Below are 20,975 nucleotides of genomic sequence, written 5' to 3' on the forward strand. Positions count from 1 at the left end.
AGTTTTGCTTAATAACACGCATCAAATGCAGGGCGCATATATTCTATCTGTCCATGCGAAAGACCATATTCCTTTGCCAGCTTCTCCCAATTGTCCCTGACAGCTATCCGCATTTCCTCCGCCACATTTTCCGCAATATCTCGCCTAATGCCAAAACGATTTGCAGTATTAATCGCCAGTTCCATTGAAATGCTGTTATCTTGGTCATCCACTAAAAGGGATAACTCATTTCCATATGGAACAGGGTTTACATCATACAGAGGCGACAGTCTCCACCCATTGCCTTCAAACAGGAACGCATGGTTACGAAGATGATCATCGGTATTAGTTACTGCCATATTGAATACAACTCGTTTCCATAATTCCATCAGATCAGTTTTTGGATTTGATCCAAATGCCTTAATAAATGAAACAATATCCAGATAACTTGTCCCATCCTCAGCAGAAGCGCCATCTGTCTTTCCAAGTAATGTCATTGCGGAAGCAAAATGTATTCTTCTATCGCCATCTCTGTCAAAGCGTCTGACGAGAAAGGTACTTCCAAGTTTTGAAAATTTTTCCAGCTTGGATTCCGGAACATCCAGCCCACACAGCTTTGCCAGATCATGGACAACTTTTTCCCATGCTCCAGTATCACTTTCATCATTCTTTGATGGAAATTTAGCTATCCACAAGCCACCCTCAGTATCCATCACCGTCGCCTTTGGTCTTGCTCCACCCAAAGAAGATCCCGGCTTTATTAATTGATTAAGCCATTGGTCTGTAATTGCATTTTCATCATTTTCAAAATTTCTGGAAGCCTCTTCCAATGTTCTGAGTTTTGCCCATGGAGGTGTTGCAGTTTCCCTGTCGTTAGAAAGAAATTCTCCATTGGGATCAAGTTTGAAACGAATGCCTCCCATTCTGGTTTCGTCATATACCCCAAGCAGATAATCACTGTCATGCAATTTTTTTGGCTTTCTTTCCTCTCTTCTAGCCAGAATACGTTCTCTTTTGTTCATAAGAACGCGTCCCCATCTGTCTGGAGATGCATCTGCAAACATACCAAAAATATTTTTTTCTGCAGGAAACTGTCGACCTACGAACGGTTGCAATTGTGGATCAAGACTGGTTCTCATTTTATTCTTTGTCAACCAACCAGCATCATATTCAAAGGAATATGTTTCTCCCCCTTTTATAACTCCAACATACAATCTTCCGATCAAACATGGTTCATCTTCAGAAAAGCTATCATATACATATATGATTTTTTCATCTACCGCCATTATTTTTTCCTCCTTGCAGCACGCTTCTTTGTCAGTAGATTGAGATCCTGCATCTGCCTGCCCATTTCATCATCCTTCGCCACAAGAAGTATATCCTTGTCCATCCCCCCTAATGCATGCAAAACTGCAGCATAAATCCCAATAGCAACAGCCGGGCTTCCCGACTCAACTTTCCATAGAGAGGATCTGCTGATTCCTGCACGTTCAGCCACTAATTCAACAGGCAAATCACGTCTTAATCTAGCCAATTTAATCTGTTCTCCCATTGTTTTCAATATATCTTCTGTTTCAGGCAATATATTATACACTGCTTTTTTCATTTTTTGCATTCCTCTTTCATTTTAATGTTTATTATTATAAACCTTATATCAATTATGGTCAATAATAGAAAACATTATTCAATAGTTTTTGATAAAATACAGGTCAAAAAAAACATAAAAATAAGGGACTTATAGTCTGCAGCAGTCATCGCCAATGCGTGCCGCTAAGCCTATACAGCCCCTTATTTTTTATTGCTTATTTCTTTATTGTGTATTCCTTATTTTCATTTTTTAAATACGCTATTTTTAATATACGCTTTTTAACATATTCTTTTTAAATATTCTTTTTAATATACCTTTTTCCGGTCAGCCCCTTAACCAGATCACTTAATCAAGTACCTTCTTATGAGCGACTGTTACTGTCTCATCATAGCATGAGAATGCTTCTTCTACCATTTTCTGGTCTGGCTTTGGTGTTACAAGGCTCACGATCGGAACAATGATAAGTCCGCCAACCATTGCAAGCGCACCACAATTTACAGGTGACTGTATCTGTGCCGGAAATGAGAATACATGCCATGTGTTACTGATAAAGTTCAATGTCATTATTCCTGCGCCCCATATAAAGCTTGCCCAGCACGCACCAACTGTGGTCTTCTTCCAGTAGAGACCGTATAAGAATGGTGCAAGGAATGCACCTGCAAGTGCTCCCCATGATACGCCCATAAGCTGAGCGATGAAGGTTATCTTACTTGAGTACTGCACTATGGCGATCACTGCGGATATTGCTATGAATACCACCAGCATAATCCTCATGGTAAGTACCTGCTTCTTTTCTGACATCTTAGGAACTATAGTTCCCTTGATAAAGTCAATAGTAAGTGTTGAACTTGAGGTAAGTACCAGTGAGGAAAGTGTTGACATTGAAGCTGAAAGAACCAGTATTACTACAAGTCCTATAAGTATAGGTGGCAGGCACTCAAGAAGGTGTGGGATGATAGCGTCAAATCCCTCTGCTGCCACATCTGTGTCAGTAAGTCTTCCGAAACCGCCTAAGAAATAACATCCTCCGGCTACTATAACTGCAAATATTGTTGATACGACCGTACCTGTCCTGATGGATTTCTCATCCTTGATAGCGTAGAACTTCTGCACCATCTGTGGAAGTCCCCATGTTCCCAGAGATGTAAGGATTACTACACACACAAGATTAAAGATGTCCGGCCCTAAAAAGGAGGCAAACACGCCCGGTGTTGATGACACTGCAGGATCACTTACATTTGCAAGCTTATCAAGGGCACCTGTAAGTCCTCCGTAATTCTTAAGGACTGCTGCAATAACCACAACGATACCAAACAGCATTATGATGCCCTGTATGAAGTCGTTGATGGCTGTTGCCATGTATCCACCGACAATTACATATATACCTGTAAGTGCTGCCATGGCAATAACGCATACCTTATAGTCAATTTCAAATGCCATTCCGAACAATCTTGAAAGACCATTGTACAGTGAAGCTGTATATGGAATAAGGAACACAAATATAATAAGGGATGATACAAGCTTAAGTGATTTGCTGTTGTATCTTCTCTCAAAGAACTCAGGCATTGTACGTGAGTCCAGCTTCTGGGTAATAAGACGGGTTCTTCTTCCGAGAACTGCCCAGGCAATAAGAGAACCAAGAACCGCGTTTCCTATACCTATCCATGTGGACGCGATACCGTACTTCCACCCGAACTGTCCCGCATAACCTACAAATATTACTGCGGAGAAATAAGAAGTTCCATATGCAAATGCAGTAAGCCACGGCCCTACAGACCTTCCTCCCAGTACAAATCCATTAACATCTGTTGCCTGTTTTCTTGAATAAAATCCTACGCCTATCATTATGGCGAAGAACACAACAAGCATAATAACCTTGAGAATCATAATACCCTCCCATTTTCGTTTTGTATATTTTCCGGGAAGTCATTGTCCATTTAAAGCTATATAACTTCAACGCTTTTATGCGTTAAACCGGCAAGCTCTATTATATTTAAGAATGAACCTTCCGTCAACCTTTTTTTCGTATAATTGTATTTTCCTTGTTGCCCGGTAATAAAATATTTTATTGTCCGATCAGCAGTCTTCAAATACAAGTATGAATGCAAGCAAGCATGTTGCACCTGACTAGTTGCCATAACAAAAAGTCCACAGAATAATGGCTCCCGGATAATGGGACTGACCTTATTCTGTGGACTATCTTATTAAACATATTTTTCTATCACATAAATCTATTGAATATATTCTGCTGTTTACTATATGAATTTATCAAATGTATTGCACTTTTTATTCTATAAATTTATTTTACTTCTACATCATGCTATACTCCAGCATTTCGTAATGAAGCCTGCTTCCTTCTCTGACCGCCTCCGGAAGAAGTGCTCTCGCAACACACTTAAGCTCTGCGTCCTCCTTGTCGATCCTTTTGAGATAAGCATAGTCTCCAGCCAGGCTCTCAACTATATAATCTATTGGTTCCATACCATCTGCCTCCATGTTTCTTTATCATCAGACCATTTACAGCCTGTCTGTTTGACGTTTTCCCTCTGGCAAAAGGCTGCCACTGCATACCAGTTTAAAAACCGGAAATTTGGGTTCTACGCCGCATAGTTTTTAACCATGATATACGCAAAATATACGGCATATACTATAAGCATGAATATTCCTTCTTTTCTGCTGAGCCTCTTATCCTTCACACAGCACGCAAACAATATCACCGCAGCGAGAACTGCCACCATGCTGTCCATAAGGAACTCTTTATTAAATGCTACCGGCGAAATCAGCATTGTGGTTCCGGCAACAAATAATATATTCAGGATGTTGCTTCCCACTATGTTTCCTATTGCGATATCTGCCTGTCCCTTCTTTGCTGCCACACAGGATGTAACCAGCTCGGGAAGTGATGTTCCGAATGCAACAATAGTAAGACTTATAAGCCTGTCGGACATGCCAAACTGTCCCGCTATAAAGCTTGCAGATCTTACGGTCAGCTCACTGCCTGCAACGATCAGAGCCGCGCCAAGCAATATAAACAGAATAAGTCTCCAAGTCTTATCCTTCTCAGTAAGCACGATGGAATCATCATCCGAACCACCTTTCTTAGCCGTCACAATAAGATATGTTATAAACGCAATAAGCATTATATACATTATCACTCCGTCAAACCTGCTTAATCTGCCATCAAAATATCCAAGGAAGAACATTGCCAGCGTAACCACCACAACTATAGGTATGTCTATCCTTAGAGTATTCTTCTTTATAGGTAGTGGTGCAAAAAGCACTGCCATACCAAGGATAAGGAGGATATTTAAGATATTACTTCCTACTATATTTCCCACGGTCATATCCGCAACTCCGGCAAATGCTGCCTTGATACTTACGGCTGCCTCCGGAGCACTGGTTCCAAGAGCAACTATCGTAAGTCCGACCACCATCTGGGGGATATTACATTTTACCGCAATCTTTGACGCTCCATCTACGAACACGTCTGCGCCTTTAACCAGCAATACAAAGCCTGCCACCAGTAATACAATATAACCTATAATTTTAAATACTTCCATGCTTTCAACTCCCTGCCTATATGCTTATTTTACAATTATGTTTTATATCTGCGTCCCACGGCAATGCCGCACCAAAAACTGTACATGTTGTTACGATGCTGCACTCCAGATACAAATCTTGCCTGAACCTCCGATTGCTTTTATGCCTATATAGTTGTTCCGATTTTATGCAGTTCCGAACAAATGGCATCCATCAGCTCCTCAACGCTCATGTTATCTGAGTCTACTATTATGTGTGCGTATTTCTCATAAAGCGGAGTACGCTCATTATACAGATCCTTTAAGGTCTGACCATCCTTAAGCACCACACCTCTTCTTTTTAGATTGCCAAGTCGCTTCTCCAGCTCCTGATATTCAAGCCTGATGTAGACGACGATATCATTTTTCCTGTACTTCTCCATCGCCTCGGTGCAGTACACCGCACTTCCGCCGGTGGCAATAACTGCATTTTCCGTCTCAATGGACTTATTTACATCATTTTCAATCTTAAGGAAGCCATCGTCCCCGTACCTGGCGATTATATCTCTAAGCAGCATCCCCTGACTCTCCTGAATGAGAAGATCCGCATCAATAAATCTGGCACCCACAACCTTTGCAAGCACAACTCCTATGGTACTCTTGCCGCAGCCCGGCATACCTATAAGCACAACATTCTTCCTTCTGATCATTTCAACCTCCTGTTCAGGTATTAATCGGCAAATATTATCAACACCGTCCCATTAACACCTATGATACTTTACTTGTTATTTACAAAACAACTTATCTAAAAATAATTTAAGTAGGTTTAACGTAAGTTTTTAATTACGATAAACTTTTTAACGTATTTTCTATGCACGTTAAGAATCATCCAATATACCCAAGACTTTTAAGCACAAATACCCACAATGTAAGTGTCACCGATGAAAGAAGGGTAGTGAGCACAATTACATTTGAGGACAGCACCTCGTCATTTTCCATGTTCTTTGCCATTATATAGCAGCTAATCGTAGTCGGTGCACCTACCATTATGAGTATGGCAATGATCTCCGAAGAGTTGAAGCCAAACATAATGGCAAGGGGCAGGAAAATTGCCGGCAGTATCACCAGCTTGATCACCGACGCCACTACTGCCGGCTTTATCTTGGCAAGTGCCTCGTTTGTATTAAAGCCCGCACCGATAGCGATCAAGGCGACAGGTGTTGCGGTCTGGGCTATATAATTTATAGTTTTCATAGGAATGGTCGGGATGTTCACAGATAAAAGTGAAAATGGCACTCCCACAACAATTCCTATTATGATGGGATTCTTCAATATATTAAAGAACGCCTTCTTTATACCCTCTTTTCCTTTTTTGCTGTCTCTTCCGCACACGGTAAGTATGACAACCGAATAAATATTAAACAAAGGCACTGCTGACACGATCATGAGTGGTGCCATTCCTGAATTGCCACATATATTTTCAACGAAAGCAATTCCAAGGACTGCTGCACTTCCTCTGGCAGACGCCTGGGCAAATGCTCCCACCATATTCTTATCTTTACAATATATCCTTGCAAATATGTAACATATGGTGAACATTATGAATGTGGCAATGAAACAAAACGCCACGAACTGGATGTTCATATCTTTTAATATGGAGGTTGTGGCAATATCTCTGAACAGCAGCACCGGAAGGGATACCTTGAACACATATTTATTTGCCACCTCGGCAAATTCATCTGTAATAAGTCCGATGTGCTTCAGAAACCATCCTAACAAGATAACCAAAAATATTGGAAATGTTGCATTGATACTAAAAATAAAATTACTCATGATTCCTGTCCTCTATCTTTTGTGTCTATGATTGTCCTATATATTTTTATCACAATTATCATACTGCGTCAAAAAAACTTGTACCTGAATTGATACTATTCTTTCTAAAAAAGTCAAAGAAAAAACTGAATTGATACTATCCCTTATAAAAATGTCAAAGAAAAAGTCTGACCGGTTCTTGTTAATTAATTCATTAATTTATTAACTGCCCCCCTTTTATTATTATGTATTATGTATTTATTAACGAATCATAAAATTATTTTTCAGAAAAAAGCGCCTTTAATGTGTTCTTAGTTTTCGAATCTTTAAAATGTAATTGCCGATGATAGAATGTCCGGCTTCCGTTAATGAGTTCTTTAAAAGCCTGTAAATCCGGGCTTTTTTAGGGTTCCGAAAAAAAATTGAAAAAAAATGAAATTTGTTGTTGACAAAGCAGGGGCATTTTCGTATAATAGGTCTTGCGTCAGAGATAAAGACCTTTCGGGGTGTGGCTCAGCTTGGCTAGAGCGCTTGATTTGGGATCAAGAGGTCGCAGGTTCGAATCCTGTCACCCCGACGCAGATTTAAACACTGTTAAGCAATATGCGGGTGTAGTTCAATGGTAGAACACTAGCCTTCCAAGCTAGATACGTGGGTTCGATTCCCATCACCCGCTCTTTATTTTCGCTAAATGGCATTTGTCTTTGGTGAAGATATTAAATGTGTCCGTAGCTCAGCTGGATAGAGCAACGGCCTTCTAAGCCGTGGGTCGGGGGTTCGAATCCCTTCGGGCACATTTATTTTTTTTAATTTGATTTTTTCAAGTTAATACAGCCTAAAAAACATGGTGGGTATGGCGCAGTTGGCTAGCGCGCCAGATTGTGGCTCTGGAGGCCGAGGGTTCGAGTCCCTCTATCCACCTTTTTCTTTATCGCAGGCTTTCGCGATACTATTGGGTTATCGCCAAGCGGTAAGGCACAGGACTTTGACTCCTGCATTCGCTGGTTCGAATCCAGCTAGCCCAGTCAAAATCATAATTCGGGCCATTAGCTCAGGCGGTAGAGCACTTGACTTTTAATCAAGTTGTCCGGGGTTCGAGTCCCCGATGGCTCACTCTTCTATCTTGATTAAATGTTTTATATAGATTATGTATGGAAGTTTTCTTTGACTATCCCATTCGTGGGATATTTTTTTTACAATTTTATCAGAATATTTTACATGAATATTCTTTATTTATCAAGCGGATATGGCGGAATTGGCAGACGCGCTAGATTTAGGTTCTAGTGTCAACAGACGTGCAGGTTCAACTCCTGTTATCCGCACTAGGAAAAATAAAAGCTGGGAACATTGTTCCCGGCTTTTATTTTTGACCGAGGCGAACAGAGTTCTTGAACCTGGGTTCAGGTCTCGGCTCTGCCTCGGTCGGTGCTTAACAGGTGCCACCGGCACCTAGCACCCTGTTATCCGCTTTCAAGCCTTTAATTATCACAGGGCGAACAGAGTTCTTGAACCTGGGTTCAGGTCTCGGCTCTGCCTCGGTCGGTGCTTAACAGGTGCCACCGGCACCTAGCACCCTGTTATCCGCTTTCAAGCCTTTAATTATCACAGGGCGAACAGAGTCCTTGAACCTGGATTCAGGTCTCGGCTCCGCCTCGGTCGGTGCTTAACAGGTGCCACCGGCACCTAGCACCCTGTTATCCGCTTTCAAGCCTCTAATTATCACAGGGCGAACAGAGTCCTTGAACCTGGATTCAGGTCTCGGCTCCGCCTCGGTCGGTGCTTAACAGGTGCCACCGGCACCTAGCACCCTGTTATCCGCTTTCAAGCCTCTAATTATCACAGGGCGAACAGAGTTCTTGAACCTGGGTTCAGGTCTCGGCTCCCGCACCTAAATCAATCCATAGCCCGTCTCAAAGATTTCGGACTTCAGATCAGGAGCATTTTCATCAAGAAATTGGTTGGTCAGACAACATAATAAGTAAAACGCAGATAAAGCTTTTAAAGTATTCTTTAAATTAGCTTTTTCATAATTGTATTTATTACTTCCTTCCATCATATCATTTCTACAGTGTTTCACGAGATTATAATCATGCCACCAACTATCAGAACTGGTATCATCAAACTTTAAAAAAGGAATATTCTTCCAACTGTCATATTCTGCTTTTGTAATCACATACATTTCTCCTAATTTTTCAAACTCAATTTTTACCGCTGCTATCTTCTTCAAAATAGTTGGCCCTTTTGTATCGATGTCACAATCCTCATGTTTCTCTGCGATCATTTCTCTTAACTGTTCTGCCAGGGTATCAATCTCACTGCACAAATTCAAAAAAAGTTTGACATATTGTGCAGAAAATGTAGCAGAATTTTTACCATCAATGGTAACATAAGCATCTGTATCCAATACTTCTTTTTCAAGAAGCTGATACTGACGCCAATACAATTTGTAAAACTCATCTTTATTCATATACTTCTCCTTATACATTAAACATTAACATATTAAAATTTGCCTATGCATTTCTCGTATTCCGCCCTTCCAAATCACCTCCCCCTGTGTCAATGACTTGTTTTTCCTTTTCTCTTTTTAGGTCATGTTTTTATGTCTGTCTGTATGACCTATTTTCCGCCCTCCTTCTTTTAGGTCACATTTTACTGTTGAATTTTGTGACCTGTTTTTCGACTACATTATTTTAGGTCAACTTCTCTCAGTAATTTTCTTGACCTATTTCACACCTTCTTTCTTTTAGGTCAACTTCTCTCAGTAATTTTCTTGACCTATTTCACACCTTCTTTCTTTTAGGTCAACTTCTCTCAGTAATTTCCATGACCTATTTCACACCTTCTTTCTTTTAGGTCAACTTCTCTCAGTAATTTCCTTGACTTGTTTCACACCTTCTTTCTTTTAGGTCAATTTCGCCTACAAATTTCCATGACCTATTTTTCACCTCCTTTATTTCAAGTCAATTTCGCCTATCAACTTCCGTGGTCTGCCTTTATATCAGCAATAAAACACGCTTTGCGAGTTTTATCCGCTGATTAGCAGTCGTCAAATGCAATCATGCAAGCATGTTACACTTAACTCGTTGCCATAACAAAAAAAGCTGCAGTATGACCTAGCAATATGACTCAAATATTGCTACATCATTCTACAGCTTAGTTGGCTCAATATTCTTTTTTGTTTGTTTCTAAGAAAGATTACTCTTCTGTTGCCGGCTCTGCAGGAGCTTCCTCAGCCTTCTCTTCTTTCTCATCTTCCTCGTCATCATCATCGAAGAAATCGTCATCAAAATCGTCATCGAAATCATCGTCATAATCATCAAGGAAATCTGGTGTAAGATATGAATAAACTGCATATGCGATACCTGCTACTGCAGCAACTGCTCCAATAATGGCAAGTATTACGAATATAACACCTTTTGCCTTTTCTTCTGTCTGCTCACCCTGAACTAAAATTACATCTTTGTTCTTCATGTTTAATAACCACCCTTTCTTATTTTGTGTCAGCAGGTGCAGGACACCTCACCGACCACTTTTCAAAAATTATAACATACATGGAAATACATTTCCATACTATGAAATTATTTTTTACATCTTTTTAATTTTATCTCCTATGGCTCTTCTATATCTTCTTCAGCTTGGCAAATGAAGCGAACATCTTTCTGACTCCACATCTGTCAAAATCTACGGTAACTTCATAATCCTTACCGCCTTTAACAAGACTAGTTACAGTTCCGGGTCCGAACTTAATGCTCTTTACCCTGTCGCCCTCAGCGTAATCTATGGCTGTATCCGACTGCACAACAAATTCCTTGCCAAAGCTTGGTTTTCCTGCACTGTATGGATTGTTGCTGCCATATTTCTTGCCGTATCCAGAAGAACCGGCACCGCCGCGACTGGAACCATAACCTCCGGCACTGGCACCACCGTAACTACCACTTCCACCATATCCATGGTCAAAATCCCCGTCGGCGCCGAAGCTGCTGTAGGAATTTTTAAATGGATTTGCCGCCGGGCGGGCATCACGCCATACACTCTCCGAGTGTTCAAAGAGCATAGGTGGAATCTCCCTTATGAACCGGGATACTTCATTATAACTATGGGAGCCGTGCATCATCCTGCATTTCGCCGCACTTAAGTACAGCTTCTTCATGGCTCTTGTTATGCCTACATAACAAAGTCTCCGCTCCTCCTCAAGATTGTCCGGATCATCTGAGTCAATGGCAATCCCACTTGGGAATATACGCTCTTCCATACCTATTATAAATACATATGGGAACTCCAGACCCTTGGCACTGTGGAGAGTCATAAGCTTCACCGTGCTTTCGTCCTCGCTCATGCTATCGATATCCGCAACCAACGCCACCTCCTCAAGAAATGCCGAAAGGCTTCCTGCGTCATCCTTACCCTCATGCTCTTCTGAGAACTGGATGACCTTATTTCTTAAATCATCAAGGTTCTCCAGTCTTCCCATAGACTCTTCGGTATGCTCAGCTATAAGCTCCTCTTCATATCCAGTATCTTCCATTATGCGGTCAAATATACTCTCTAACGGTTCTTTTTCCAACATAAGCTCATGAAATCCATCCATAAGCTCTACAAATGTACCTATCTTAGCTGCCGCCCTCTTGAGACTTTCTATTTCCTTTGCCTGACGGAGAGCCTCCATAAGACTACATTCGTGTTCTGCTGCCCATGCTGACGCTTTCTCCACTGTTGTGTCCCCAATGCCCCGCCTTGGCACATTTATAATTCTCTTTACCGCAATATCGTCATCCGGATTATTGACTGCCTTCATATAAGAAAGGATGTCTCTTATCTCCTTTCTGTCATAAAAATTCTGACCGCCGTAAACCTTGTGAGGGATATTGGCCATGACAAGCTTCTCACCCATGATACGGGACTGGGCATTTGTCCTGTAGAGAATAGCAATGTCCTTGTAATCCACTCCCGAAGAATAGAGCCTGTGTATCTGATATGCCACCTTCTCAGCTTCCTCGTACTCATTCTCAGCCACATTAAATTCCAACTTGTCTCCTTCAGGCTTGTCAGTCCAGAGAGCCTTGTCCTTTCTGCCCTCGTTGTGCTTTATAACTGCATTTGCCGCGTTAAGGATATTGCCCACGGAACGGTAATTCTGCTCAAGCTTTACCACCTTAGCGTCAGGGTACTCATTCTCAAAATTCAGGATGTTGGTAATATTCGCACCTCTGAATTTGTATATGGACTGATCATCATCACCCACTACACAAAGGTTCTTGTACCTGGCAGCCAGAAGCTTCACCAACAGAAACTGAGTGTGATTGGTATCCTGATACTCATCCACCATTATGTACTTGAAACGTTCCTGGTAATTAAAGAGCACATCGGGATTATGTTCAAACAATTCGATGGTCTTAAATATCAGGTCATCAAAATCCATAGCATTATATCTCTTAAGCCTTGACTGATATTCCCTGTATACGTCTGCCACCTTACGCATGACAAATTCCGTTGCGTGTTCGCTCTCGAACTCGTCAGGACTCAGGTATTTTTCCTTTGCATCGGATATCTTGGCCATAAACATTTTCTCCGGATATCTCTTTGGATCTATCTGGAACTGCTTCATAATATCCTTTATGACACGCTTCTCATCGTCTGTATCATAAATTGCGAATTCATTGGTATAGCCTATCCTGTCGGCATATCTCCTGAGTATCCTTACGCACATGGAATGGAAGGTACTAACCCATACCTGCTCTGCTCCGTATCCAACTATGTCATTTACTCGTTCCCGCATTTCTCTTGCTGCTTTATTGGTAAATGTTATTGCTAATATATTATATGGTCTTACTCCCTCTTCTGAAATAAGTCTTGCGACTCTGTGAGTCAGAACTCTCGTCTTACCTGAACCTGCACCTGCCAGGATCAGAAGTGGTCCGTCTACATGCCTGCAGGCAATATCCTGCATGTCATTTAATCCTGCCATTATCTTTCTCCTAAAAGTTATTAAAATTGCCTGTTTGGTAACGGCATTTCGTCAGCACCATTTTAAATGTGTCTTCAACACTTGGTGCTTCCTCTGTCAAAGGTTGCTGCAGTATAACGATGTCATAGTCTTCATTACATAGCAGCATAAAGCCGTTGTGGATATGATACCACAACGGCTTTATTTTGTAAAACATATGTTCTGTATATATAAAATTTTTTGTTCAACATATTTATATCTGCAATGACACATCGTTAAATAGCAATCCGTGAAATGGCATATCTACAACAATGCAGTCCACATATTTATATAAGCTTGTTTCCACAATTAGAACAGAACTTTGCTCCATTGGTTGCTGCTCCGCAATTAGGACAGAACTTCGGTGCTGTTCCATTGCCTGCGACCGCATTACCCCCGGCATTGTTCATGTTATTCACACCATTTACCATCTGGTTAGCCATCATCATGCCCATCTGCATACCCATCATTGAGCCAGCCATGTTATTCGCCATATTGCCCATTGAAGTATTGCCACCGCCAGGTGCTGTCATGGCATCAACCATCTTAACCTGCTGAAATCTTCCCATATCACCAAGCATTGTGTACTCTGCTGCCTGATCGGCACGCTTTGTGATATTCTCAGGATATGTAAATTCGCTGATCTGGAAATCTGTCATTGCAAGACCTATGGAACGAAGCTCCATATCAAGGTCTTCATTTATTCCCTTTGCGATCTCTGTAGCCTGTGCCATAAGGTTGAACACATCGCCGCCAACCTTGCTGATCCACTTCATAAGAAGTCCGTCAAGTATTCCCTTTATACGTCCTCTTACATCCTCTACAAGATACTGCTTCTTAACTCCGGCAACCTTCTCAATAAGAACATTGTAATCATCGATCTTGAATGAGTACTTACCGTTTGATCTTACAGGAAGTCCTCCCGGAAGTCCCTGTGCCTGAAGTCTTATCGGCGAACTGGTTCCCCAGTTGCAGGTGAACTCTTTGGTATTTACAAATAATACCTCGGCTCTCATTCCTGAATTAAAGCCAAACTTAAATCCCTTAAGCGTGGACAGGAACGGTATGATCTGTGACTCTATTGTATAGCTGCCTGATTCTGTGAATATACCTTCAACAGCTCCGTTGTACAGGAATATTGCGTCCTGACCGGGCTTTATTATAAGCTTTGAATCCTTCTTTATTTCCTTGTTAGACCATTTCCAGAAAAGGACGTCATCTCTGTACTCTTCCCATTCTACTACATTGGCAAACTGATTTGAAAATAAACCCATTTGTAATCCTCCTAAATTGAACATCAGCCCATAATAAATCGCCTACGGCGAGGGCTGACGCTACATGTCAAGTTTTCATAGAAAACTTGACACAATCATTGTAACTGGGGCCTATAGCCTTATGACAATCCCATCTTAGCCTTAAGGGCTGCAAGTTCATCTGAAACTGCTGCTGTCGGAGCCTCATCATACTTGCTTGCAAGATCATCTATTGAATCTCCGCCCATTGAGTTGAGCTCGCTCATGGCATTTGCCTTATCAAGCATTGAGTTAGCCTTTGCTTCCATTCTGTCGAAGGCAGCCAGTGATGCTGATGAATCACCGACGCTTCCTATCATCTTGTTCATCTTCTCCTGAGTCTTGGCAACCTGTACCTTAGCCTTGATAGCGTCTCTTCTATTGTTAAGATCCTGAACATCCTTTGTGAGCTTGTCGTGAAGCTGCTTCATCTTAGCTGAATTAGCTGCTGCAGCGTCATATGCCTGCTGTAACGGAACCTGCTTCTGGATGAGCTGGTTCTTCTTCTCAAGGAACTTCATGGCATCTGCTTCATTTCCTGCAAGAAGTGCCTTCTCAGCATAATTCTGCATCTTGGCGATCTCTGCGTCGCACTCATCTAACTGTCTCTTACATCTCTGCTCCTCAGCCATTACTGTAGCTGTCTCTGACTTAACATTTCTTAAGTCCTCCTGGATATCTCTGAGATACTGATCGATCATCTTCTCAGGATCCTCTGCCTTATCAAGTAATGCGTTGATATTAGATGCCATAATGTCCTTAAATCTCTTTAAAATTCCCATATTATACCTCCTACTGGATATCAGTCTTATTTATTTTTGCTCTCTGCAAATAACTGATATGTCACCCTTACAATATATAGTTGATAATTTTCCGTATCTTTTTTTCGACACATCCACATTATACTATAACCCGTGGTTTCAGGCAACGCAATTCTTGCGATTTGCCCTTATAGTGCACATATTTCCCCTTTAAAATGTCATAAAGTGTTTTCCGGCAGACCTTAAGTTACCTATCCTACAACTCCGTCATCAAATGGACCGTCAAAATCACCGCCCACATCGCCGCCGCTGATCCTTACCTCCGGCTTCTGTCTCTTCCTTGCCTTTAAAGGCATGTTCTCAACAGCCTCGTCAGTGATCTCTTCCTGTAATTTCACAGGTGTCCTATCCATACTTATGGCAGCTCTGCCCTTTTTATTCTTTTCTTTTAAGATTTCATTTGCAACCTGAAATGCGGAGTCAACCACCGTATTGTCTTCCTGCTTATCCTCTTCACTTGCCGGTATTCTTACAGGCTCCCTTGAAGCCTTGACCCTTATAGGATTTTCTGCTCTCTCGTCAAAGTCGAACTCCCACTGGACCATCTCTGACTCGTCAACAGGCTCTCTCTTCTCCGCTTCCTTGATCTTGTTCTTCTCGTAGTAAAGCTCATTTGCAAGGAGCTGGCTGATATCAAGGATATCCGCATATCTCTCCTGCTTCTTCATATCCATAAGGCCTTCCATAAGCTCATTCTTGTCCTTCTCGATAACCTCTGACTTCTGTCTCAGAGAATCAAGGACCCTGTCAGTCTCTGTGCTTATCATATTGTATGCATTACGGACCGTCTCATTGATCTCCATAAGCATTTCATTTGTGTAGATTATTGCTGATGCATAGATCTCATTTGCAGTACGGAGAGCCATCTTGTCCTGCTTAGGAAGATTTCTCACCTCTCTCTGGAGTGCGATAGGATTTGGCTTACTCATCCTTATTCTTGACGCAGACTGCTCTGCATCAACGATGATCTCCTCCGCATCCTTCTTAGCATCCTTTATGATCTTGCCCCTCTTGTCCGTGACCTCATGATAGTGCTTTAACTCTATATCTATAGTCTTTCTGAGATCCTCAATTATCTCTAATACATCTGACTTATTTACTGTCACCTTTTCATTTGAAAATGAAGCTGTCTGACCTTCATTTACCATGTTCTCAAGTCTGTCTAAGAGACGTTTGGCTTTGCCGTCCTCCATGCCTTGATTCTTAACAATCTGTCTGGCTTTTCTTGGAGTTGTGGTTCTCACTACTCCTGTAGCATTGCCCTTCTTTCCGGCTCCTGCCTTTGCATTAACCGGCCTGGCATTTGTATTTCCTATATTATTTAAAGGTCTCACGCCTGTATTATTCGCAGGTCTGACATTTGCATTTCCTGTATTGTTCACAGGTCTGACATTTGCATTTCCTGTATTGTTCACAGGTCTTCTTGCCCCTGCGCTTCCACTGTTTATTCCCGTATTGTTTGATCTGTTTTTTTCCATTTTAGTACTACTCCTTGATCTGTTGTTGCTTATAGATCCTCTCTATGGGTGCCGCCCTGCATCTGCCCCGGCACTCCCCTTATAATGGGGACAATATCTACTCTATGGCACTCAGCCTAAAATAGCTGAGGGTAACCTTGGTGAGATTGTCGCCTCTGTCATTCTTTATCATCACATCGTAAACCGATATGGTGCCACCGTTCTTAACCTCGGCGGCATATGCCCATATGTATTCCGTGTTCACCGCCGGGCTAAGATATTCAACTGACGCACTTACGGTTGTTACATATCTTCCCCTGGTCATAGCTGCTGCACCGGCAATGGTATCTGCCAATGCAAACAGACAGCCGCCATGGACTCCTCCGTAAGGATTGAGAGTCCTGGTCTCTGTCCTTAATCTTCCTACGGCATGACCGTCAGCCACTTCCATATATTCTATACCAAGTGCCTCGATCATTCCATCATTTCTTAACGATCTTCTTATTTCTTCAAATGTCTTCATTATCTTAATCTATGTCAGGCTTCTTATCATCCCTTGGAAGTCCAAGGAAATCCTGTATCAGATGTCTTGAAAAAAGCCTGCCTTCTTCCGTTTCAAAATACCTTTCCGGGTGCCACTGGAATGCCAGTATGCTCATAGTCGGAGATACAAATGCTTCCACCGAACCATTTTCCTCATCCACCACTATAGGATAAAACATGGTGGACAAATTTTCAAGATAAACGCAATCACTATGGAAATTATTGATCTTGAGTCGTATGTCTGAATTGACGATACGCACATAGTGATCCACACCTCTGGGTCTTGGAACCTTAAAAGGTGCCGAATATGAAATTTTTCCTCCAAACAGGGCATTTATGTGCTGCATACCACGGCATACACCGATTATAGGGATTTCATTTTTCACACAGTACATTATAAGCTTCTCCTCCACCGCATCCCTGTGGGGCTGAAGCTTGGCATTATGAGGCTCCACATAGTGTCTCGGATGGAGTGTTCCTCCCCCCGTAACAATAAGCACATCAAACTGCTCATCAAATATTGCCTCAATATCCTTTGTAAAATTAGATACGGGGTGCAGCCTGATTCCAAGGCTCTCATAAAATTCTGTATAGGCAGCCTCAAGAACATCTGTGGTCTTACCATACATGTTCTGGCCTTCCCTCTGAGTTATAAGTCCATGAAGCATGATCAAGTCCTCCGTCATTTTGAACATTTACCCATTTAACTGCAGGTATCAGTCCACCATCTCTATCTTTCCTTTTCTGCAATCAAGGATTATCCTGTCCTGACTGCATACTCTGTTGTATATCACATCACCGCAGCCTATTGCCGCAGGTATGTTAAACTCCGCACATCTTATTGCCATATGGGATGCCACGCCGCCGTACTTGGTTATAAAGCCCTTTATCCCCTTGGCAAATATCCAGTCAAAGCCCGGATCAGCCTTTTGGATCACCACTATCTTACCGGCAACATCCTGGGTATTATCATCCTCAAGACATACCACCTCTCCGGTAACCACATCGGATGTAATGAAGTTTGGTCTTGCCTGGACGATATGAACCACATCCAGCTCCGTCTTATCTGCTATAACGTCAGGAAGTACCAGCTCGGAATAGGTTCTGTACTCACTTCTGTTCTTATCTATATCAGCCTTGAAGGAAGCAGCAATGTCTTCCTCCGGGATATTTGCACATTTCACAATATCATTGAAGGTAAGGTAAGACATTTCCTCTCTGGTAAGACCCAGATATTCTCCCAGATCTGCCAGAATATCAAGGGCAAGACTTAAAGACTTGGTAAATTCGAACTTAAAATACTCCCTCTCCTCCATGGATTCCTTAAGGAACTCCACAAATTCTGTGGCATCCACATAAAAGCCCAGCTTATCAAGAGCGTCTATTATGGTAAGCACATTAAGGGGATTGTGCTTGAGGGTCTCAAGACGCTGCCTCTGCTTCCTGGCATTTGCACTTCCCTTGTTCATATCAAACTCACGCTTCTCGTAGGTATCACATGTTATATCATATGTTCCGGAACGCAAATGTCCATACCTTTCATCAAATTCTACTCTGGTTATACGTCCGTCCACCAGATCCTGAAAGTCTGCGTCGTACTCTGCTGCCACAGTATATATAGACATCATGAAATCATCTATTTCACCTGAGGTGAAATAGCCCGCCGACACAAATGACCTGCACAGCGCCTTTGATATAAATGCCAGTCTTGCCTGTCTTGCGAATTTAGGAGTGCCATATTGCTTGATGCTCTCAATAAGTTCAACGAAATAGCCTATGGAGGTATGGCAGGTTCTCTCACTCATGATCCAGTTATTCCTGGTGTTCTCCCTGTGGACCCTGAGACCGTTTAATGCCCTGAGATCCTTCATCCTGTTTAATTTAAAATTACAAATAGCGTTATTTGTCAAGTTAAACAGAGCATCTCTGATATCATCTATCTCCTCCTCGGTGAACCCCTCATCCCTTAAGACTGCCAGCTTCTCCTCGGTAGTGAAATCATAATTTGAAAATACAATCTCGAACTCTATCTTGTCATGAGCCGTTCTGTCTTCAAGAAGCTTTTTGTTATAATACTTCATGAGCTTTCTTACAAGTCTGTTCTCCAGATCATCCGGCGTCAGACAAAGAAAGGATTGTTTCAGGGAAATATACGGCTTGTTGCCGATCTTGTACATCAGCTCACCGTCAACCTCACGATATCCTATATAATTAAGTCCCTGATTAAAGGCATGTTTTGTGATTATCTCCCTATACAGAGAATAGTCAAGGGGATGTGGATTTGTTCCGATCATCTCCGCCGGATTCCAGAATGCCATATCTGAAAGCATAGTTCCTGCCGGCTCTCCCAGCTCATTGCACACGCTTTCATAACTTTTCACAGCTCCGGTAATTGCCTGCTTCCACTCATCATCCGAAAGCTTCCCCGGCTCACCATTAATAGCTGCCGCAAACGGTCTTGTCTGGAATATTATGACCTCACCCTTTGAATCAACAGCCCATTCTATATCAAGTGGATAATCCGGAAGTATATCTTCTATCTCCCTTGCAGCAGTAAGCAGGCTGTCAAAAGGAGCCTTAAGCCTTGTGCTTTCGCATTCATGCCATACATATAATATCCTGCCTCCGAGTCCCGCTGTAACCGTGTCCGTGGACTTGTCATCATAGTTTATGACATAGTAGGGTCTGTTCCCCTTTATGTCCCTTGTGAACAGCACACCGCTAATAACTGCGTCTTTTACCTGGTTCTGTATCAGCACTTCTTCATCATTCACATCACTGTCATAGGAGGCAAACACCCTCTCTATGGCAGACTTCACACTGTCCAGATCTGAGGAATCCACATTAAGAACACTATCAAAGTGTCCCGCATTGGAGTTTTTTTCTCCATCCTCCATGCTGGAAGAGCTTCGCACCACAACAAGGCCACCGGCGAACTCCTTACATACTTCACCGGCAGCCTTGTCCATGTCTTTGTAATATTCATTTCCCGAAAGTGTCATAATGTGTTCAATTCTTGACAATGTCACCTTATCGCTCAGAAATCTAAGCATATCTGCCTTAGTGTAAAACATTTTTTGTACCCCCATATCGCACAACCCTTTCGAGTGCCGACATATTTTCCTTTCAATATTAATCCCTCCCGGGACTTACTACGATGAAAAACATTACAAAACAACGCTTTTACCATAACCTAAGCTATCATGTTACAAACTGCTATGATCGAACTTCCATGATCAAGTCTCCATGATCAAACTTTTATACAACACAACTATCACGTTCTATTATTTAAAGCTTAAAATGTCATCAACTGACTTTCTTGCCGGCATATCCGGTGCAAATGCAGGATATCCCATAGGAACAAGTGCAGCAACTGTCTGTCCCTCAGGTATTCCGACGATATCTGCTACCTTCTTGTCATCAAATATACCAAGTATTACTGTTCCAACCCCCTTGTCATGAGCTGCAAGGCAGAATGTCTGGGTTGCGATACCTGCGTCGAACATCTCCCAGTTCTCTTCCTTTGAGGTTGAGAAGCTTCCGTCCTTTTCATATCCACAGATACCGTTCTTCTGAAGTATAAGCATTAACTGACCACATCTTGAAAGAGTCTTCTGGTTAAATGCGAAATCCATAACTCCTTCTGCTGCGATCTTATCTATGATTGCCCTGTCTTCAACCAGCATATACCGTATAGTCTGGGTGTTCTTCCATGATGGTGCATAGCTCGCAAGCTCCACAATCTCCTTAACAACCTCCTGTGGAACCTTCTCATCAGTAAACTTTCTTACGCTTCTTCTTTCTTTGATACACTGTACTGTCTCCATAACCTGTCCTCCTCTTTAGTATTGCCCCCTCACATTCGTTCGGCGGCATTTCGTCGGCACATTCCAGTATGCATTTTCAATGCATAGGTGCCTCCTCTTGTATTTAAAAAATTTAATCTTTATTAAAATATCGGCACATTTTAGTATGCATTTTC

Annotated in this window: 17 protein-coding genes and 7 tRNA genes; 7 read left to right on the top strand and 17 right to left on the bottom strand. The window is 42.0% G+C overall.

Annotated features, from left to right (window positions below):
- Positions 1–8: 8 nt before the first annotated feature.
- From DXB54_RS09590 to DXB54_RS09620, 7 genes are all read right to left on the bottom strand, one after another.
- Positions 9–1,265 carry a type II toxin-antitoxin system HipA family toxin gene (locus DXB54_RS09590; RefSeq protein ID WP_118695058.1) on the bottom strand — a complete coding sequence of 419 codons (1,257 nt, stop codon included), beginning with the start codon at positions 1,263–1,265 and terminating at the stop codon, positions 9–11.
- Complete coding sequence (locus DXB54_RS09595; protein WP_118695059.1) at positions 1,265–1,585, bottom strand: helix-turn-helix domain-containing protein; 321 nt, start codon at positions 1,583–1,585, stop codon at positions 1,265–1,267. Before DXB54_RS09595 ends, DXB54_RS09590 begins: the two co-directional genes overlap by 1 nt.
- Positions 1,586–1,912: 327 nt before the next feature.
- Complete coding sequence (locus DXB54_RS09600; protein ID WP_118695060.1) at positions 1,913–3,454, bottom strand: sodium:solute symporter family protein; 1,542 nt, start codon at positions 3,452–3,454, stop codon at positions 1,913–1,915.
- 423 nt (positions 3,455–3,877) lie between these two features.
- Positions 3,878–4,048 (bottom strand): hypothetical protein, encoded by a 171-nt coding sequence (locus DXB54_RS09605; RefSeq protein WP_021937464.1) that lies wholly within the window; start codon positions 4,046–4,048, stop codon positions 3,878–3,880.
- 116 nt (positions 4,049–4,164) lie between these two features.
- Positions 4,165–5,127, bottom strand: a complete 963-nt coding sequence (locus tag DXB54_RS09610; RefSeq protein ID WP_021937463.1) for a calcium/sodium antiporter — start codon at positions 5,125–5,127, stop codon at positions 4,165–4,167.
- Between the two features lie 146 nt (positions 5,128–5,273).
- Entirely contained in the window at positions 5,274–5,795 is a 522-nt protein-coding gene (locus DXB54_RS09615; RefSeq protein WP_199708753.1) for a shikimate kinase, read from the bottom strand.
- A gap of 175 nt (positions 5,796–5,970) precedes the next feature.
- The gene (locus tag DXB54_RS09620) at positions 5,971–6,918 is read right to left on the bottom strand and encodes an AEC family transporter (RefSeq protein ID WP_118695061.1); all 948 of its coding nucleotides are present in this window, start codon (positions 6,916–6,918) and stop codon (positions 5,971–5,973) included.
- Between the two features lie 481 nt (positions 6,919–7,399).
- On the opposite strand from DXB54_RS09620, the gene DXB54_RS09625 reads away from it, so the two are divergent.
- The 7 genes from DXB54_RS09625 to DXB54_RS09655 all read left to right on the top strand — a co-directional run bounded on the left by DXB54_RS09625 (position 7,400) and on the right by DXB54_RS09655 (position 8,219).
- Positions 7,400–7,474: transfer RNA gene (locus DXB54_RS09625), tRNA-Pro, on the top strand.
- 28 nt (positions 7,475–7,502) lie between these two features.
- Positions 7,503–7,573, top strand: a tRNA-Gly gene (locus DXB54_RS09630).
- A 46-nt stretch (positions 7,574–7,619) separates the two neighbouring features.
- Positions 7,620–7,693 (top strand) — tRNA-Arg (locus DXB54_RS09635).
- A gap of 51 nt (positions 7,694–7,744) precedes the next feature.
- Positions 7,745–7,818 (top strand) — tRNA-His (locus DXB54_RS09640).
- Positions 7,819–7,850: 32 nt separating this feature from the next.
- Positions 7,851–7,922, top strand: a tRNA-Gln gene (locus DXB54_RS09645).
- A 15-nt stretch (positions 7,923–7,937) separates the two neighbouring features.
- Positions 7,938–8,010: transfer RNA gene (locus DXB54_RS09650), tRNA-Lys, on the top strand.
- Positions 8,011–8,137: 127 nt separating this feature from the next.
- A tRNA-Leu gene (locus DXB54_RS09655) sits at positions 8,138–8,219 on the top strand.
- Positions 8,220–8,785: 566 nt separating this feature from the next.
- Here the strand turns inward: DXB54_RS09655 and DXB54_RS09660 are convergent.
- The 10 genes from DXB54_RS09660 to DXB54_RS09700 all read right to left on the bottom strand — a co-directional run bounded on the left by DXB54_RS09660 (position 8,786) and on the right by DXB54_RS09700 (position 20,820).
- Positions 8,786–9,364 carry a hypothetical protein gene (locus DXB54_RS09660; RefSeq protein WP_118695062.1) on the bottom strand — a complete coding sequence of 193 codons (579 nt, stop codon included), beginning with the start codon at positions 9,362–9,364 and terminating at the stop codon, positions 8,786–8,788.
- Between the two features lie 728 nt (positions 9,365–10,092).
- Positions 10,093–10,368 (bottom strand): hypothetical protein, encoded by a 276-nt coding sequence (locus tag DXB54_RS12000; RefSeq protein ID WP_021938789.1) that lies wholly within the window; start codon positions 10,366–10,368, stop codon positions 10,093–10,095.
- Positions 10,369–10,516: 148 nt separating this feature from the next.
- Positions 10,517–12,862 (bottom strand): ATP-dependent helicase, encoded by a 2,346-nt coding sequence (locus tag DXB54_RS09665; protein WP_118695063.1) that lies wholly within the window; start codon positions 12,860–12,862, stop codon positions 10,517–10,519.
- Positions 12,863–13,167: 305 nt separating this feature from the next.
- On the bottom strand, positions 13,168–14,154 hold the full coding sequence (locus DXB54_RS09670; protein WP_021938787.1) for an SPFH domain-containing protein: 987 nt from the start codon (positions 14,152–14,154) through the stop codon (positions 13,168–13,170).
- Between the two features lie 119 nt (positions 14,155–14,273).
- Positions 14,274–14,954, bottom strand: coding sequence for a PspA/IM30 family protein (locus DXB54_RS09675; RefSeq protein WP_021938786.1), 681 nt, complete (start codon positions 14,952–14,954; stop codon positions 14,274–14,276).
- Between the two features lie 230 nt (positions 14,955–15,184).
- A complete protein-coding gene (locus tag DXB54_RS09680; RefSeq protein WP_243104790.1) occupies positions 15,185–16,471 on the bottom strand; it encodes a hypothetical protein in 1,287 nt (428 codons plus the stop codon).
- A gap of 97 nt (positions 16,472–16,568) precedes the next feature.
- Positions 16,569–16,973 carry a PaaI family thioesterase gene (locus DXB54_RS09685; protein ID WP_021938784.1) on the bottom strand — a complete coding sequence of 135 codons (405 nt, stop codon included), beginning with the start codon at positions 16,971–16,973 and terminating at the stop codon, positions 16,569–16,571.
- Between the two features lie 4 nt (positions 16,974–16,977).
- Complete coding sequence (locus tag DXB54_RS09690; protein ID WP_021938783.1) at positions 16,978–17,661, bottom strand: gamma-glutamyl-gamma-aminobutyrate hydrolase family protein; 684 nt, start codon at positions 17,659–17,661, stop codon at positions 16,978–16,980.
- Positions 17,662–17,709: 48 nt separating this feature from the next.
- Positions 17,710–20,067, bottom strand: a complete 2,358-nt coding sequence (locus DXB54_RS09695; RefSeq protein ID WP_118695064.1) for a PEP-utilizing enzyme — start codon at positions 20,065–20,067, stop codon at positions 17,710–17,712.
- Between the two features lie 210 nt (positions 20,068–20,277).
- Positions 20,278–20,820, bottom strand: coding sequence for a nitroreductase family protein (locus tag DXB54_RS09700; RefSeq protein WP_118695065.1), 543 nt, complete (start codon positions 20,818–20,820; stop codon positions 20,278–20,280).
- Positions 20,821–20,975: the final 155 nt, after the last annotated feature.

Source organism: Coprococcus sp. OM04-5BH, from assembly GCF_003482105.1.
Lineage (GTDB): Bacteria > Bacillota > Clostridia > Lachnospirales > Lachnospiraceae > Coprococcus.

What these genes read in the sequence shown, in the direction of transcription:
- DXB54_RS09685 (WP_021938784.1), bottom strand. Translation starts at nt 16,973, where the DNA reads ATGAAGACATTTGAAGAAATAAGAAGATCGTTAAGAAATGATGGAATG.
- DXB54_RS09615 (WP_199708753.1), bottom strand. Translation starts at nt 5,795, where the DNA reads ATGATCAGAAGGAAGAATGTTGTGCTTATAGGTATGCCGGGCTGCGGC.
- DXB54_RS09670 (WP_021938787.1), bottom strand. Translation starts at nt 14,154, where the DNA reads ATGGGTTTATTTTCAAATCAGTTTGCCAATGTAGTAGAATGGGAAGAG.
- DXB54_RS12000 (WP_021938789.1), bottom strand. Translation starts at nt 10,368, where the DNA reads ATGAAGAACAAAGATGTAATTTTAGTTCAGGGTGAGCAGACAGAAGAA.
- DXB54_RS09605 (WP_021937464.1), bottom strand. Translation starts at nt 4,048, where the DNA reads ATGGAACCAATAGATTATATAGTTGAGAGCCTGGCTGGAGACTATGCT.
- DXB54_RS09690 (WP_021938783.1), bottom strand. Translation starts at nt 17,661, where the DNA reads ATGCTTCATGGACTTATAACTCAGAGGGAAGGCCAGAACATGTATGGT.
- DXB54_RS09680 (WP_243104790.1), bottom strand. Translation starts at nt 16,471, where the DNA reads ATGGAAAAAAACAGATCAAACAATACGGGAATAAACAGTGGAAGCGCA.
- DXB54_RS09695 (WP_118695064.1), bottom strand. Translation starts at nt 20,067, where the DNA reads ATGTTTTACACTAAGGCAGATATGCTTAGATTTCTGAGCGATAAGGTG.
- DXB54_RS09590 (WP_118695058.1), bottom strand. Translation starts at nt 1,265, where the DNA reads ATGGCGGTAGATGAAAAAATCATATATGTATATGATAGCTTTTCTGAA.
- DXB54_RS09600 (WP_118695060.1), bottom strand. Translation starts at nt 3,454, where the DNA reads ATGATTCTCAAGGTTATTATGCTTGTTGTGTTCTTCGCCATAATGATA.
- DXB54_RS09700 (WP_118695065.1), bottom strand. Translation starts at nt 20,820, where the DNA reads ATGGAGACAGTACAGTGTATCAAAGAAAGAAGAAGCGTAAGAAAGTTT.
- DXB54_RS09620 (WP_118695061.1), bottom strand. Translation starts at nt 6,918, where the DNA reads ATGAGTAATTTTATTTTTAGTATCAATGCAACATTTCCAATATTTTTG.
- DXB54_RS09665 (WP_118695063.1), bottom strand. Translation starts at nt 12,862, where the DNA reads ATGGCAGGATTAAATGACATGCAGGATATTGCCTGCAGGCATGTAGAC.
- DXB54_RS09595 (WP_118695059.1), bottom strand. Translation starts at nt 1,585, where the DNA reads ATGAAAAAAGCAGTGTATAATATATTGCCTGAAACAGAAGATATATTG.
- DXB54_RS09675 (WP_021938786.1), bottom strand. Translation starts at nt 14,954, where the DNA reads ATGGGAATTTTAAAGAGATTTAAGGACATTATGGCATCTAATATCAAC.
- DXB54_RS09660 (WP_118695062.1), bottom strand. Translation starts at nt 9,364, where the DNA reads ATGAATAAAGATGAGTTTTACAAATTGTATTGGCGTCAGTATCAGCTT.
- DXB54_RS09610 (WP_021937463.1), bottom strand. Translation starts at nt 5,127, where the DNA reads ATGGAAGTATTTAAAATTATAGGTTATATTGTATTACTGGTGGCAGGC.